At 54.3% G+C, this 15,329-nt stretch carries 17 protein-coding genes and 1 tRNA gene; 7 read left to right on the plus strand and 11 right to left on the minus strand.

Translation table 11 applies throughout. The features are described from left to right. A complete protein-coding gene (locus tag NG653_RS00730) occupies positions 1-1,920 on the minus strand; it encodes a DUF294 nucleotidyltransferase-like domain-containing protein (RefSeq protein ID WP_252739738.1) in 1,920 nt (639 codons plus the stop codon). Positions 1,921-2,171: 251 nt separating this feature from the next. Here NG653_RS00730 and NG653_RS00735 point away from each other — a divergent pair, with 251 nt between their 5' ends. Both NG653_RS00735 and NG653_RS00740 read left to right on the plus strand, forming a co-directional pair. Beyond that, complete coding sequence (locus NG653_RS00735) at positions 2,172-2,660, plus strand: complement resistance protein TraT (RefSeq protein ID WP_252739739.1); 489 nt, start codon at positions 2,172-2,174, stop codon at positions 2,658-2,660. 225 nt (positions 2,661-2,885) lie between these two features. Next, a complete protein-coding gene (locus tag NG653_RS00740) occupies positions 2,886-3,383 on the plus strand; it encodes a hypothetical protein (protein ID WP_252739740.1) in 498 nt (165 codons plus the stop codon). A gap of 141 nt (positions 3,384-3,524) precedes the next feature. Here the strand turns inward: NG653_RS00740 and NG653_RS00745 are convergent. Beyond that, positions 3,525-3,598 (minus strand) — tRNA-Met (locus NG653_RS00745). 184 nt (positions 3,599-3,782) lie between these two features. On the opposite strand from NG653_RS00745, the gene NG653_RS00750 reads away from it, so the two are divergent. Together NG653_RS00750 and NG653_RS00755 are read left to right on the plus strand one after the other, a co-directional pair. Further along, entirely contained in the window at positions 3,783-4,166 is a 384-nt protein-coding gene (locus NG653_RS00750; RefSeq protein WP_252739741.1) for an START-like domain-containing protein, read from the plus strand. Between the two features lie 53 nt (positions 4,167-4,219). Further along, positions 4,220-5,068: an aminotransferase class IV gene (locus NG653_RS00755; protein ID WP_252739742.1), complete on the plus strand. Its 849-nt coding sequence runs from the start codon at positions 4,220-4,222 to the stop codon at positions 5,066-5,068. Here the strand turns inward: NG653_RS00755 and NG653_RS00760 are convergent. The 5 genes from NG653_RS00760 to NG653_RS00780 form a co-directional block, all read right to left on the minus strand. Then, the gene (locus NG653_RS00760; RefSeq protein WP_252739743.1) at positions 5,065-5,625 is read right to left on the minus strand and encodes a YqgE/AlgH family protein; all 561 of its coding nucleotides are present in this window, start codon (positions 5,623-5,625) and stop codon (positions 5,065-5,067) included. The genes NG653_RS00755 and NG653_RS00760 overlap by 4 nt on opposite strands. 104 nt (positions 5,626-5,729) lie before the next feature. After that, positions 5,730-6,002, minus strand: a complete 273-nt coding sequence (locus NG653_RS00765) for an HU family DNA-binding protein (protein ID WP_252739744.1) — start codon at positions 6,000-6,002, stop codon at positions 5,730-5,732. A gap of 176 nt (positions 6,003-6,178) precedes the next feature. Next, positions 6,179-7,129, minus strand: coding sequence for a methionyl-tRNA formyltransferase (fmt, locus tag NG653_RS00770; RefSeq protein ID WP_252739745.1), 951 nt, complete (start codon positions 7,127-7,129; stop codon positions 6,179-6,181). After that, positions 7,126-9,024: a RecQ family ATP-dependent DNA helicase gene (locus NG653_RS00775; protein ID WP_252739746.1), complete on the minus strand. Its 1,899-nt coding sequence runs from the start codon at positions 9,022-9,024 to the stop codon at positions 7,126-7,128. Before NG653_RS00775 ends, fmt begins: the two co-directional genes overlap by 4 nt. Next, positions 9,017-9,583, minus strand: a complete 567-nt coding sequence (locus NG653_RS00780; protein ID WP_252739747.1) for an AAA family ATPase — start codon at positions 9,581-9,583, stop codon at positions 9,017-9,019. Before NG653_RS00780 ends, NG653_RS00775 begins: the two co-directional genes overlap by 8 nt. 88 nt (positions 9,584-9,671) lie before the next feature. On the opposite strand from NG653_RS00780, the gene NG653_RS00785 reads away from it, so the two are divergent. From NG653_RS00785 to murA, 3 genes are all read left to right on the plus strand, one after another. Further along, positions 9,672-9,959: a DUF493 family protein gene (locus NG653_RS00785; protein ID WP_252739748.1), complete on the plus strand. Its 288-nt coding sequence runs from the start codon at positions 9,672-9,674 to the stop codon at positions 9,957-9,959. A gap of 84 nt (positions 9,960-10,043) precedes the next feature. Next, the gene (locus tag NG653_RS00790; protein ID WP_252739749.1) at positions 10,044-10,709 is read left to right on the plus strand and encodes a DUF4290 domain-containing protein; all 666 of its coding nucleotides are present in this window, start codon (positions 10,044-10,046) and stop codon (positions 10,707-10,709) included. A gap of 5 nt (positions 10,710-10,714) precedes the next feature. Further along, complete coding sequence (murA, locus tag NG653_RS00795) at positions 10,715-12,022, plus strand: UDP-N-acetylglucosamine 1-carboxyvinyltransferase (RefSeq protein ID WP_252739750.1); 1,308 nt, start codon at positions 10,715-10,717, stop codon at positions 12,020-12,022. Between the two features lie 45 nt (positions 12,023-12,067). Here murA and NG653_RS00800 read toward each other — a convergent pair whose 3' ends face one another. The 4 genes from NG653_RS00800 to NG653_RS00815 are packed head-to-tail and all read right to left on the minus strand — an operon-like array spanning position 12,068 to position 15,244. Further along, positions 12,068-13,054 (minus strand): pirin family protein, encoded by a 987-nt coding sequence (locus NG653_RS00800; protein ID WP_252739751.1) that lies wholly within the window; start codon positions 13,052-13,054, stop codon positions 12,068-12,070. Between the two features lie 20 nt (positions 13,055-13,074). Next, on the minus strand, positions 13,075-13,539 hold the full coding sequence (locus tag NG653_RS00805; protein WP_252739752.1) for a VOC family protein: 465 nt from the start codon (positions 13,537-13,539) through the stop codon (positions 13,075-13,077). Positions 13,540-13,567: 28 nt separating this feature from the next. Then, positions 13,568-13,762, minus strand: coding sequence for a CDGSH iron-sulfur domain-containing protein (locus NG653_RS00810; protein ID WP_252739753.1), 195 nt, complete (start codon positions 13,760-13,762; stop codon positions 13,568-13,570). 42 nt (positions 13,763-13,804) lie between these two features. Further along, entirely contained in the window at positions 13,805-15,244 is a 1,440-nt protein-coding gene (locus NG653_RS00815; RefSeq protein WP_252739754.1) for an amidohydrolase, read from the minus strand. Positions 15,245-15,329: the final 85 nt, after the last annotated feature.

The following is a 15,329-nucleotide window of genomic DNA, read 5'->3' on the forward strand; positions in this document are numbered from 1 at the left end:
TTATACCATCAGGGAGGAGACCTTGAACCGGATGGCGATGAGTTCCTGCAGCTCCTTGATGGTTTTAAAGGTTCGTTTGAGTTTCATTTTTTCTTCCTTGGTAAGGGTGTCCAGGGCAATGAACCGGCCGGAATCGCCATGGAGCAGGCCCTGTTTGGTCCGGAACTTCAGCAAAGCCTTGGTGGCGTAGGAGCAGGAGAGGAACAACTCCCGGTTGTTGGGTTCCAACTCCGCCAGTTTTTCAAAGCGTTCCGCGGTATTGTTGATATACCGCACCTGGTGCGACAGGATGAGGACGCGGGCGGCATCGGTTAGCGGCATCAGGGCCCGGTGCTTGAGGTCAAAAAAATCTTTGTGCATGCCGTCCTGTTCCACCAGGAATTGCCTGAAAAACCCTGTAGGGGAGGGGTTTTGCAGGGCCCCACTGGCCAGGTGGTAATAGAACATCGGGTACTTGCTGACATTGGAAAATATATAATCCGAAAGTTCCCGTACCAGCTCCTTGCGGCCATAAGTAAAGTTATAATCGAAAAAGATGGAGGAGAGCAAAACCTCCTCCTTTCCAGGGTTATGTACCCATTTGGAGATGGTATTTTTCCATTCCCCCAGGCTTTTACACCAGTCGGGGTTGGAAGCCATCATATCGGCAGGGCAATAGTCGTACCCTATGGTCTTCAGCCCCTTGTTCACGAGTTTGGCCAGTTCCAGGAAATAGGTCCGGATATCCTCCAATTGGTCTGCGGGGACTTCTTCAAAAACCAGGGCGTTGTCCTGGTCGGTGTGCAGCAGCTGTTCGCTCCGCCCCTGGCTTCCCATAGCCAACCATGCAAAGGCCACCGGGGTAGGCCCCTGTTTTTTCAGGCAAAGTTCAATAACCCGTTTAATGCAGGCATCGTTCAGTTCAGCGATCAGCTTCATGGTAATCGACATGGGGATATTATTTTCAAGGTATCCCCTCAAAAGGTAGGTTACCCGATCCCGTACGGGTTTGAGCCGTTTGATCTTCCGGGTCCGTTTGATCGCACGCATAAGCACTTCCGGGCTGTTGCCCAGGGCCAGCATCAGGTCGTATTTCGAAATGATGCCTACGGCGGGACTGTCCGGGGTACCGTCCTCGGTGAGGCAAAGGTGGCCGATCTCGTTTTTCATCATGGCCAACTGCGCCTGGGTAATGGTCATCTTCCTGGGGTAGGTGATCACGGGCTGGGTCATGATTTCCGAAGCCGGGGCGGTAATGGGGACCTGCCCGCTGACCACTTTGTTGCGGAGGTCCTTGTCGGTGATAATCCCCACCGGTAAGCCTGCTGCTTCCACCAACACCGATCCGACATTGTTTTCCGTCATGAGGGCTGCTACCTCCTTCACGGGAAAATCGGGGGTGCAACTGACCAGGTTTTTGGAGGATTGGATGGGAAGGACTTCGCTAAATGGCGTCACGGAACCCGGGCCGGCGGGAGATCCAGGGATGCCCGGCAGGCGCCCCCCGTATTCCCTGGCATAGGGGTTCCGGGTATTGGAGGCGAAGGATTCAATGAGGAAATTCCCAACCTCTTCATACGTTTGTATGTAGGGCCTGAAGGCCTCTATGGGGATGGCATAGAGGATACTGTCTTCGCGTGCGCGCGCCTCAAGAAGGTAGTTTTCGCCTGCCATCAGCGGTCTGAGCCCGAAGATGTCGCCTTCATCGCAGATATCGGCCATATCGCCCGTGGCGGCGTGCCTGAGGTCTACTGCCCCGCGTTGCACCACGTAAAAAAACGTGTGGGCTGCTTCCCCTTCCCGAAAAATATAACTCCCTTTTTCCCGGTAGAGGATTTCCACACCCTCCGACAGTACGGAAAGGTCTTTGGGCGTCAGCTCATTGAAAGGGGGGTAGCGCCTCAGAAAATCGGCTACGCGTTCGGATATTCGATTGCTCATGGGCTCCGGCCTTTCCTGTAAAATTACGTTTTCCGTGGCACTTTGGGAATGATTACGTGGAGGCGCGGTATAGAAGGGAACGGGGACCCCCCGCCCTCCCACCCAGTTCCAAAATATTCCGTTACCCCGCAACCCGTAATCAGCCCTGGGATACAATCCAAAACCTACATTTCGAATGGCCTTTATGGAAATGATTCACATCATTGATTTCCGACCTCCACGGAAATAATTTTAAATTAAAATCCCAGGTTATGAAAACGCTTAGTTTCTTATCGCTGCTGACCCTTGTTTTCGCCATTACCACGACAAATGCCCAAAAAGTGAAAATGTATAAGATTTGGGTCACGACAGTAAACCAGGATCAGTTTAAGGGGACCCTGCACGCGGCTAATCAGGATGAACTTGTGATCCTGGGCGAGAATTTCACGGAGTTGAAATTTGTTCCTCAGAATATTCAGGGAATAAAAGTCAGGAGACAAGGGAATGTGGGCAAGGGCGCCTGGGTGGGGGCCGTCAGTGGGGCGGTTATTGGCGCTGTCATTGGATTTTCAAGTACTGAAGATGCCTATATTACGCAGGGTAGCGGGGCACTTTTTGGGGGACTGATTGGGGGCTCTGTAGGGACTCTCTTCGGTGCAGTAATTAAATCTGGGCGGAAAAAATTCCTGATTAATGGAAGCAAGGATGCGTATCTGTCGCTTCTTCCCAGATTACAGCAATACGCTCCTCAAAAAGTATGAACAGTATAAGTGCAATAGCCCTCTATATTCTTAGGTGTTATTTCCCTGTTCTCAAATAATATGCAATCCTAAAGCGGCCTTTTTCGCTTTGGCTTCAAATGGGGTTTGACTTTTATTAAGCGAAGGTTCGATCAAAACCGACGTTTTCGCCTATCATTGTCTGTGAGAAACAGTTCATTTATCTGGCACCTTGCCCGAAATTGTTATGTTGAAATTACCGCCGTTATGAAAACGCTCCGTCCCTTGTGCCTGCTACTCTTCATTTTCACCCTCACTGCGGTAGATGCCCAAAGGGTAAGAACCTATAAAGTCTGGGTCACCTTGTTGGATAAAACGAATATCCGGGGAACCCTTTATGCTGCCAATCAGGATCTATTTGTGATCCTTGGGGAAGATTTGGCAAAGTTGGGATTTTCTCCCGAGAGCCTTCAGGAAATAAAAGTCAGGAGACGCGGAAAGGTTGGCAAAGGCGCCTGGATAGGGGCCCTAAGCGGGGCCGTGATTGGGGGAACTGCAGGTTTGGCAGGGGGCGACGTTGGCTTTATCGACGCAGAGGCGATAGGGGCAGGGTATGCCATCCTTGGGGCTACCATTGGAGTGCTTACCGGAATGGCAATTAGCTCGGGCAAAGAGGTTTATATTATCAATGGGGATAGAAATGTATATAAATCCCTTCTTCCCGAATTACAGCAATACGCACCTGAAAAAGTAAGTAAACCTTGAAGCCGGTTTAATTAATGAGCCCACCCATTGTTGAGGGCTGATTGGATACTTTGTTAAAGTGGCTTGGCAGATCATACAAGTTAGGAAATATCCCCAACAAAAAAGCCATCTGATCCTTCAATCAAATGGCTTCAAATGTAGTAGCGAGGGGGGGAATTGAACCCCCGACCTCAGGGTTATGAATCCTGCGCTCTAACCACCTGAGCTACCTCGCCGGATTGCTTTGAACAGGGAGGCGTACCTCCCTGCAGACAAGGCCCTAAAGCCTGCAAAGCGGGGGCAAATATACTCGATTATTTTTGCCCGGTCAAAAATGACTGCCCAAAAAGTTTTTTTGGATTTATTTTTTTATCATCCATAAATCAATATATTGCCCGGAGACTTAACACTGCTTTTCGAATGGGCGAGAAAACAAAATTTGAACTTGAGTTTGTCATCCAGTCTTCCCCACAGCTCCTGTTCCAATATCTCTCCACGCCTTCCGGGCTCTCAGAATGGTTCGCCGACAATGTAAATTCCAGGGGAGAGCGGTTTACCTTCATCTGGGACGGGTCTGAGGAAGACGCGCGGTTGCTGAAGCGCAAGACGGATGAGTTTGTGCGTTTCTGCTGGGAAACCAGTGAGGATGGGTGCTATTTTGAAATGCGGATCTTGGTGGACGAGATTACCAAGGATGTATCCCTGTTTATTACTGACTTTGCAGAAGAAGATGAAGTGGATGAAGCCAAAATGCTGTGGTCCAACCAGGTATCTGACCTAAAACAAGTGCTGGGGTCGGCCTGACCCTTCCGGAAAGAAGTCCGTATCTTTGGCCTTGCAAGTACAAGGCTTTTTTTATGGTCAATTTCAACGGGGACCTGCTTCCCGCTTCCAGTCATTTTACAAACCACCACAACCGGGGCCTGCGTTATGGTGACGCCCTCTTTGAACGCATCAAATCCACCGGGAAATCGCTCCTTTTCCTCGAGTCGCACTATTTCAGGCTGATGGCTTCCATGCGACAACTGAGGATGGAGATCCCCATGGAATTCACCCTGGAGTTCCTCCAGGAAGAAATCGACAAAACCCTAACGGCTGCCGGCCTTTCCGGGAAGCCTGCAGGGGTCCGCCTGACCGTCTTCAGACAGGATGGGGTGGGGTATTTGCCTGAATCCCTTGAGGTTTCATACCTGATCGAAGCTACCCCCCTTGCCCAGGCAACCTTTGCCCTGGGGGCCACCCCCTTTACGGCCGACCTGTTCCGGGATTATTACCTGCAGGCCGACGGGCTGTCGCGGCTCGACCATGCGGGTAAACTGCCCCAGGTACTGGCAAGCATTTATGCCCGCGATAACGGGTTGGATACCTGTTTGTTGGTCAACCACCGAAAAGAAGTCGCCGGGGGCATTCACGGTAACCTTTTCCTGAGGAAGGGCAACCAGATCAAGACCCCGCCTCAGGGGAGCGGCTGTGCCGAGGGGGTATTGTGGAAGGTCCTGTTGAAACAGAAATGGGCTGAAAATCCTTATGAAATAACCGAGGCGGTGGTTTCCCCGTTTGAACTGCAGCAGGCCGATGAACTCTTCCTGCTGGACTCCCTGACGGGGATACAGCCCATTACCCACTACAGGAAGGCCGTATATGGAACGGAAGCCTCGGAATATTTTACCCGAGGGCTAAATGAACTGGTGCTTACAGAGGCTTAATTCAGGCTGGGGTTTTCCGGGGCGTTGGACCAAAGGAGGTACTGGCCGCCCAGTTCCATCATTTTTTCCCTCCAGAAAGCCTGGGTTGATTTGCGGATAATAGCGCTTTCGTATTTGTTGGATACCACAATCCAGGACCTGGAGTCGAGTTCCTGATCGAGCTGGAAAGAGGCCCAGCCCGAATAGCCCAGAAAGAAACGGATTTCGTTCTGGCTGATTTTCCCCGTATTGATAAGGGTAACGGTGATCTCGAAATCGCCCCCCCAGTAGATCCCATCCGATATTTCAATGGAATTCGGGATCAGCTCCGGAACATTATGGATAAAATAGAGGTTATCCTGTTCCACAGGGCCCCCGTTGAACACCGGAAAAGGGATCCGGATTTCCTCCACCAGGTCGTCCATGCTGTAATTCAGGGGCTTGTTCAGGATAAACCCCACGGAGCCTTCCTTGTTGTGTTCGGCCAGCAGTACAACGGATCGATTGAAGGATACGTCCCCGGTGAGCGAAGGCTCTGCGATCAACAATTTCCCCTTTTTCGGCTTTAAACCTACCATGTCGGAATCGGCTTATCTACTTAAAAATAGGATAATCCCTTCAATTGACAAAATAAAAAAAGCACCCCGCAGGGTGCTTTTGAACTGGTTAAAACCAGTTTTAATTAGTTCACAGCGTCGCTCAGTTCTGATCCGGCCTTAAACTTCACTACCTTTTTGGAAGGGATTTGGATGGTTTTTCCGGTAGAAGGGTTCCTTCCTTCGCGCGCATTCCTTTTGGAAACGGACCAGGAGCCGAATCCTACCAGGGAAACGCGGTTTCCTTTTTTCAGAGAGCCCTCAACGTTGCCCAGGAAAGATTCAAGGGCCTTTTTTGCAGCAGCTTTGGTAATACCGGCATCGGCAGCCATAGCATCGATCAATTCAGTCTTGTTCATAATTTAAAAGAATTAAGAGTTGTTATATATTGCAAAGCGCAAACAAAATTATACGGATTTGCGGGTGACGCAAGTAAATCCGGGGGAAATCCCCGATTTTGTTAATAACTTCGAAGCATTGTTGATAACAGGCCCGGATTCCGGGTGTCCCTTGGAAAGCCTTGTAGGACGGGGGCTCACAGAAACCGTGAGGTTACCTGCAGTTCCAGTCCGTTAAGGACCTCCCTGGCGGCCATCTTTTTTTTTCCGGGAAGCTGTAATTCCAGGATTTCAAGCCACCCGTTCCCGGTGGCAGCAAACCACCGGTGCCCCTTAATCCTGATTTGCCCGGGATCTCCCTGTTCAGGGATTTCTGCCTCTGCCGCCTTGAAAAGCTTAACCGGGTTTAGGTCGCCTCCATGCTCTAAAAATGTCCACGCCCCGGGGTAGGGCGATAACCCCCTGATTTTATTATACAGCTGCCCGGTGGGTTCTGTCCAGGCCACCCGGCAGTTTTCACGGTCCAGTTTTGGGGCTTGTTTGGACGACTGAAGATGTTTCTGGGCCCTGGTGTCGAGGTTGCCTGCGGCGATCCGCCCTACGGTCTCCACCACAAGGGCCGCCCCCAGGTGCATCAGGCGGTCGTGGAGTTCCCCGGCGCTCTCCCCGGGGCCGATTGCGGTTTCCCTTTGGAGGATGATATTCCCGGTATCGATCTTTTCATCGATGAAGAAAGTTGTTACCCCGGTTCGGGTTTCCCCGTTGATAACGGCCCAGTTGATGGGTGCAGCCCCGCGGTAATCGGGCAAAAGGGAGGCATGCAAGTTAAAGGTCCCGTACTGCGGAAGCGACCATACCTCGCGGGGCAACATCCTGAAGGCCACTACGACCTGCAGGTTAATCCGGTGTTCCTTCAGCTGTTCCAGGAAATCGGGGTCCCTAAGCCGCTCCGGCTGCAGGACCTCAATCCCATGCTGCAGGGCAAAGACCTTCACCGCTGAAGGCTGTAATTTCCTGCCCCTGCCGGCGGGCCGGTCCGGGGCGGTAACCACCACGGGAATGGAATACCCCGACTCCAACAGGGCCCTGAGGGAGGCTACGGCAAATTCGGGGGTTCCCATAAAGGCAATTCTAAGGTCGTTTTTCATGACAGGGAGTATTGGTTTTCGGCTCCGAGGACTAGGGTGCCCTTGTGGAGGAGGCGTTGGAGGCAGTTCAGGGCTGCGCTTTCAGGCTGCCCTGTGGTTTGCAGGAGTTCCCGCGAGGTTTTCGGGCCCTGCCGTAGGGCGCTGAGGAGGGCTTCTTCCACCTCCCGGAGGGCCTTTGCATCGAGGGGCTTCTTGGCCTGGCAGACATCGCATGACCCGCAGGGCTGGGCCGATATTTCCCCAAAGTACCGCAGCAGCTGTACCTGCCTGCATACGCGGTCGTTGGTGAGGTAGGAGGCCATCTGCCCGACCTTTTCGCGCTTCACCTTCAGACGTTGTTCGATGGCGCCAGACAGCGCATAAATGGTCCGCTCGTCTTCCCTGGGGACCAAAAATCGGATTTCAAGGTCGCCCTGCGCGGTTTCCAGCTCCAGAAGGCCGTCTTTTTCAAGTTGCTTCAAGTACTCCAGCAAGGTTGTTTCCGTGACCGATAACCGGGCAGCCAGGGAACGGAGGTCCAGAGGGGTTGGGAAATCAAATACCCCCCCATAAGTGCGGAGCAGCACCTGAATGGCAGGTTGCAGGCCGGGGTAGGTATCCATGTAGTTCCAAAGGGTGTCTTTACCACAGATAAACTGCACGCGCGTGGCCTGCCAGAATTGCTGCGAAAGGGAAAGGACCCCCTGACGGTCGAGCAGCTCCAGGGCATTGAAGGTTTCGGGCACAGGCAGGTGATAGGTTTCGCAAAAATCCGAAAAGCGAAAGGAAAAAGGGCCCTCGGCAAGCTCCCCGTAGGGGAGTTTGAAAAAGGCGTTTATTTTCCGGTAGGTGCTTAGCACGTCCCTGACCTCGGGCAGGCTACCAAGGTAATGCTCCCGGCTGCGGGCAATATCCCCGGGGGCCAGGAGCAGTTCGGCCCGGGCCGGGTTCCCATCGCGCCCTGCCCTGCCGGCTTCCTGAAAATAGTGTTCCAGGGTTTCAGGGACTTCATAATGCACCACCAGGCGCACATCGGCCTTGTCAATCCCCATCCCAAAGGCATTGGTGGCGACCATGACCCTAAGGGAACCGCCCTGCCAGTCGCGCAGCAACTTGCTTTTGCGATCGCCATCGAGCCCCCCGTGGAAAGCATCGGCCTTTATGCCCTGCCCGTTGAGGTAGGAGGCCAGAGCCACGGTGGCCCGACGCGTTTGCACGTATACGATGGCGCTACCCGGATGCTCCCCCAGCAATTTCCTGAGGCGGTAGTTTTTGTCCTCGGTTGGCTGGAGGGAATACACAATATTGGGTCGGTGGACCGAATCCCTGAAAGTGCGCGGCGCCTGCATGGCCAGGGATTTCTCGACATCTGTGAGGACTTCGGGGGTAGCCGTGGCCGTAAGGGCCATCATGGGGACTCCCGGATGCAGGTCGCGCAGTATGGCGCATTTCCTGTACGCCGGTCTAAAGTCAAACCCCCATTGCGAAATACAGTGGGCCTCGTCGATGGCGATGAGGTTTATCTCGAGGGTTTTCAGGCGCTCCAGTACGAGGTCCTGCCCCAGGCGCTCCGGGGAAAGGTACAGGAAATCAAAATTCCCGAATTCGGCATTGTCGAGTTTTCGAATCAGGTCCTCCTGCCGAAGCTTTCCGGAAAGGCTCATGGCCCGAATGCCCCGGGCCTTGAGATCCGCAACCTGGTCTTCCATCAGGGCCAGCAGGGGAGAGACCACCAGGCACAGGCCGGGCATGGCCAGGCCGGGGACCTGGTAGCAAAGGGATTTGCCTCCACCGGTCGGGAGCAGGGCAATAACATCCCTTCCCTCCATGACGGAGGCGATGATTTCCGCCTGGGAACCCCGGAACCCCGGGTAGCCCCAGTACTGCCTGAGTATTTCATTAGGGGCCTTATCCATACCACTGCTGAATCATTCCCAATAGGTTTTCTGCCCGGTCCTTCACAGATCCCGAGGGCAGGGTTTGTACCCGGTACCCGCACCGGGCGTAGCTCCGGGCAAGGTAATCGTGGATTTCGCAGGCCTGCTGGAAACTTTCCAGGCGGGCTTCGTCGCGGGTATAAATTTCCTCCCACGGCGGGAGCAGGATGGCTGCATCATAGCGCAAATCCTGGCAGGGTCCGGTGAATTCTTCGCAATAGCCCTGCCCGAAATAATCCATGTAGGCAATAACATCGGGGATGCCGCGGTCGTAAAATACAAATGGCTCCTGCAATTGGGAGGCATGCTGGTACTGCTGCATCCTCCCGTGGAGGATTTTGCGGTTAAAGGCATATGGATCCGATACAAAGGCCAGGGGATTTATCAGGGGTTCCGTCCCGTCCCGTCCTTTTTTGGCCTCCAGGGTCATTTCCCTGATGATTTCGTGGAAACAGACGTATCCCCTGCCTTCCAGTTCCCTGACCAGGGCGGTTTTCCCTGTCCCGGGCCCCCCTGTGATTACAATCCGCCTTGCCATTGCCTTTTGGGTGCTTGAAGGCAAAAGTACGCAATCCGCCCGGCTCGTTCAACCCGTAGCTTTGGCGTATATTTGCAAAAAAGATAAAATGGAGCAGCAGGATCCGGAAGCCTTCTACAGCCGCCTGAGGGAAGAACTCCTCAACGATACCGAGTGGCCGTCAAAATACCTTTTTAAGTTCATCATCCCGACCGATACGGAAAAAATTGCGCAAATCCAGGCCATTTTTGATAATACCGGGGCCGTGGTGGAGTCCAAACAATCGAAGACCGGCAAATACACCAGCCTGTCCATTACCGTCTATTATGACCATCCGGACCAGGTGATTGAGAAATATGTGGCCGTAGGAAAGGTGGAAGGAGTTATCTCCCTCTGACCATGGCCATATCATTTTAATTTGGTACTTTGCAGGCCGGGGAGAAGCCCCGGAAATTGCCCTAAAACATACATCCTTTATCCGTTGAACGCAGTAGAAAACCTTCAGTACAATACCGAACGCCCGCACCTCCACATCCCTGAATACGGCCGCCATTTCCAGAAAATGGTAGACTTTGCCGTGGAAACCGAGGACAGGGAAGAAAGGAACCGCCTTGCGCGGGCCATCATTAGCCATATGGGGAATATGCAGCCCCACCTCCGCGATGTTCCCGATTTCCAGCACAAGCTTTGGGACCAGCTTTTTATCATGTCCGATTTCAAACTGGATGTGGATTCACCCTATCCGATCCCCAGCAAGGAATTGCTCCAGGCCAGGCCCGATCCGCTCCCTTATCCGCAGAACTTCCCGAAATACCGGTTTTACGGCAACAACATCAAGAGGATGATCGATGAGGCCGTGAAGTGGGAGAAAGGCGACAAACGCGCCGGCCTCGAATTGGCTATTGCCAACCACATGAAAAAATGCTACCTGAACTGGAACAAGGACATGGTAGATGACAAGGTAATTTTCGCACACCTCCACGAACTGAGCAATGGGGAGATCGACCTGGCAGCGGATGGGGAAAACCTAACCGAAAGCGGCCAGTTCCTCAAGCAGCAACAGCAACAACAACGGCCGGCCAAATCAGGCAGGGCCCTGTCAGGTAAAAAAGTGCAGCGTCCCGCCAGGGGCAAAAAGCGGTATTAGTATCCATGGGAACATTCAGAATTGAGGGAGGGCACCAGCTTCACGGGGAAATTACGCCCCAGGGAGCCAAGAACGAAGCCCTTCAAATCCTTTGTGCCGTCCTGTTGACCCCCCAGGCCGTGACCATACACAACATCCCCGACATCCTCGATGTCAACAAGCTTATAGGCATCCTGGAAGACCTGGGCGTAAAAATCCAGAAAAAGGGGAAAGGTTCCTACACCTTCCGCGCCGATGAAGTCAACCTCGGGTACCTGCAGTCGGAGCAATTCAAGACCGATGGCCGCGGGTTGCGTGGTTCCATCATGCTGGTAGGCCCACTGCTCGCCCGCTTTGGCATGGGGTATATCCCCAAGCCCGGGGGCGACAAAATCGGAAGGCGCCGGCTCGACACGCATTTTGAAGGGTTCGTGAAACTGGGCGCCCGGTTCCGCTACAACCGGGAGGAGCATTTCTATGGGGTGGAAGCCAAAAAGCTGAAGGGGACCTATATGTTGCTGGACGAAGCCTCCGTTACAGGTACGGCCAATATTGTAATGGCCGCCGTACTGGCGGAAGGGACCACGACCATCTACAATGCGGCCTGTGAGCCCTACCTGCAGCAATTGTGCAGGATGCTCAACCGTATGGGGGCAAAGATCTCCGGGATTGGGTCAAACCTCCTGACCATTGAAGGGGTAACCTCCCTGGGCGGCACCGAACACCGGATGTTGCCCGACATGATCGAGATCGGGAGCTGGATTGGCCTGGCGGCCATGACGCGGAGCGAACTGACCATTAAGGACGTGAGCTGGGAAAATCTCGGGCTTATCCCCTCGGTTTTCGCGAAATTGGGGATAACCCTGAAAAAAAGCGGCGACGATATCGTCATCCCCGCCCACAAAAAAGGATATGAGATCCAGAACTTTATAGATGGGTCCATCCTCACTATCGCCGATGCCCCCTGGCCGGGCCTTACGCCAGACCTGCTGAGCATCATCCTGGTTGTGGCCACCCAGGCCAGGGGAGAAGTCCTTATTCACCAGAAAATGTTTGAAAGCCGGTTGTTCTTCGTCGACAAACTCCTCGACATGGGGGCAAAGGTCATCCTTTGCGACCCCCACAGGGCTACGGTGATCGGGCATGATTTTAAATCCACCCTGAAGGCGACCACCATGGTTTCGCCGGATATCCGTGCGGGCGTGTCCCTGCTGATTGCCGCCCTGTCGGCCAGAGGAACTTCCACCATCCACAACATCGAGCAGATTGACCGGGGCTACGAGGCCATAGACACGCGGCTCCGCGCCATCGGGGCAAAGATTACCCGCGTTTAAGGGCTCAGCTTTGGAATATCGCGTGGAAAGGCGTCCCCGACCGCTTTACTTTTCGGTTAGGGAGCCATCGGGGTATTGGGCAAAGCGCCCTTTTTCCCCGGGGTGGACATGATCGGGATACGGCCAGGGCCAACCCCCGAACTGGGTAAGCCGGTATTCTTCCACAGCCCGGTTTAGTTCTTCCGGTTCATTCATTACAAAAGGCCCGTATTTGGCAACAGGTTCCCCGATCGGCTTTCCCTGCAACCAAAGAAAGCGGCAGGCCTGCGGCCCGCAGGTAACCCGCACCTTCTTTTCCGGCAATTCCGCACCCTGTCCGGGTTGCACGGGATGTCCTTCCACGGAAATCCCGCCACCTTCGAAAAGAAAAATCCGCCGGTGGCTTCCGAGGGCCCCTTCCGGGATATCGAAAACAGCCCCGGGTTCCAGGGATACCAGGGCGACTACTACATCGTTTTCCGGGATTGCGGCCCAGGAATCCGGGGGCGGGGCGGGGGCGGTAACCCCCTGTACAGTACCGGCGACCAGTCGGAGCTCCCAGCCGGGTCCGGCGACCCGCGGGATGGACTCTTCCCAGAGCATTTTAAAATGGGGTTCCACCAGTTTGTTCGCCCGGGGAAGGTTGAGCCAGATTTGGAATAACTCGAGGGTATTGGGCCCGTGGGAATCCAGCAGGGGGAACATTTCCGAATGCTGTACGCCCCTGCCTGCCGTCATCCACTGTACATCGCCCTGCCCGAATCGGGCGGCAGCGCCGAGCGAATCGGAATGGTCGCAATACCCGCGGGTGACGATGGTAATGGTCTCAAAACCACGGTGGGGGTGGGAGGGGAACCCGGGCACCGTATGCCCATGGTACATCCTCCAGCCTTCTTTCAGGGTAAAATCATTGCCCAGGGGCCGTCCTTCAAGGGATGCATCCGGGCCAAGGTCGGCATTGCCCCTGGGATAGTGGTCCAGGTGGTGTACACAGAACAAAAAGGGGTCCGAGGTGTCCCACGGAAAGCCAAGGGGAAAGGTTTTCAATGCCATAAACAATATCGGTTACGCCCTCAGGACCTGCCCGGCCCTTCATAAGAGGCGGTATTGATTTCAATCCAGTTATTCTCAGGGTCGCGCAGGTAAATCTGCCGGACCCCGTCGGCCCTCAGGGTTATGGCCCCTTCCTGCCCTGGCCAGTCCCAGAAGGGTACCCCTTTTTCATTGAGGAAGGCTATGAACCCGTCCAGGTCATTAACGGACAGGCAGAGGTGCTCGCTTTTATTGTCTTCTTTGGACACGGCTTTCCTGCCAATCAGATGGAGCTGGGAATCGCCCTGGATGCGAAACCACCGAAAGCCGGTAGGTTCCGATGGGTGCGGGATTTCTTCCAGCCCCAGCACCCCTGCATAGAAGTCGCCTACCTGCTGAAGGTCTTCCACCACCAGGGCAAAATGGTCTACCCTGAACTGGAATTCCTGCCCGGTGGCCTTACAGGAAAAGGCCAGGCAGATCAGGGCGATTTTGGCCCATGCCATAAATTTGCTGTGCCCCGGACCAGGCCGCCTATTCAAAAGCAACTGCTCGGTGGGTGCCATCGCAAAAGGGTTTTTTGGAAGAGGCCCCGCAGCGGCAAAAGGCGGTATTGCCTTCCCGGGTTTCAATACTTCCATCTGCCTGTGTCACGCGGAGGATACCTTTTACGAGGATGGGCCCGCCGGGCATGATTTGTACTTCGGTTTGCTCAGAAGAGTGGTCCATGGTTTGGGATGTTATTAAGGTTATTTGAAAAATTATTTAAGATTATTGATTTCTGGCCGCCTCGAGGGGAGGAGGGCCATCAGGGATGTTGGGCACGTAGACCTCGTCGCCCTTACGCTCCCGGTACTCAGCTTTCACTTTTTCCACCAGGGCCGGGTTCTCAAAAAGGTCCACCATAGTCATCCCCAGGGCTTTTGCAGCCTGCAACATCCCCTTATGGCCGATACTCATTCCACCGCAGGCCACCACAGCCCAGGAGTGCCAGGGGGTGTCTTTGGGGGCCACGGTAACCCCGAGGTTTATGTTGGGCACATTCCAGCTTACATCCCCCACGTCCGTGGAGCCTCCCCCAGGATGTTCCCTGGTTTCTTCAAGGGGGCGTATGGCGCTGTCCATACCCACCATGGGCTTCCCGGTAGCTTCCTGTATTTTCCTCGCAAAGGCTTCTTCCTCCTCCGTGTAGGGAATGGGGCCCAGCAGTTCCAGGTTCTTCTGCATGATCTCCCCGCCCGCCCGGTTGACCAGGACCTCGTATATACCTGAAACCAGGGAAATATTATACTCTACGTTGGCCATGATGGCAGCCCCCTGGGCCATTTTTTTGACCTGCTCATAGACGGGCATCAACCCGCTTCGCTTCGTATCCCGTACCCGCACCCAGATCCTCGAATAGTCGGGGACCACATTCACGACCTGTCCGCCATCCTGAATGTGGTAGTGGATGCGCACCGTGGGCTTGATATGTTCCCGGTAATAGTTGATCCCGGTGGTATAGAGCTCCAGGGCGTCGGAAGCACTCCTGCCGTTCCAGGGATCGGCGGAGGCGTGGGCTGCCTGCCCTTTGAATTCCACGATGAAATCCACCAGGGAGAGCGTGCTTTGCACATCTGCTTCCGTGCTGGCCCCTGGATGCCAGCTCAGGTTGACATCCACATCATCCCATAGGCCCTCGCGGACCATCCAGATTTTCCCAAAGAACTTTTCCTCGGCCGGGGTCCCTAAAAATTTAACGGTTCCGGGGATCTTTTTTTCCTCCATCCATTCCTTTACTGCGATGGCGGAGGCCAGGCTGGCGGTCCCGAAGAGGTTATGACCGCATCCGTGGCCGGCCGCCCCCTCCTCCAGGGGGGCTTTGGTTGGCTGCGCTTTCTGGGAGATGCCCGGAAGCGCATCGTATTCCCCCAGTACGCTGATCACCGGTTGCCCACTGCCATAAGTGGCCGTAAAGGCCGTAGGGATCCCCGCTACGCCCCTGGTCACCGTAAATCCGTTTTGTTCGGCATAGTCTGCCAGCAGGTCGGAAGATCCGGTTTCGAGAAATGCGGTTTCGGCCATGGCCCAGATGGAATCGCTAATGGCAATCAGGGCGTCGCGGTGCTTTTCCACCGAGGCAAGGATGGTTTTCTTGGCGGGGGTAATCTTCTGTCCCAACAGGCCGAAGGCAGGGAACAACACAAACAGGGTCAACAGGGTTTTTTTCATAGGAAGGGTTGGTTTCAGCAGGAGGCCATCTGCGCTGCGATGGCCCCTAAAAGTACCAAAAAAAATCCTATGAAATCCAGATTCC

Source organism: Robiginitalea marina (assembly GCF_024006985.1).
GTDB classification, from domain to species: domain Bacteria; phylum Bacteroidota; class Bacteroidia; order Flavobacteriales; family Flavobacteriaceae; genus Robiginitalea; species Robiginitalea marina.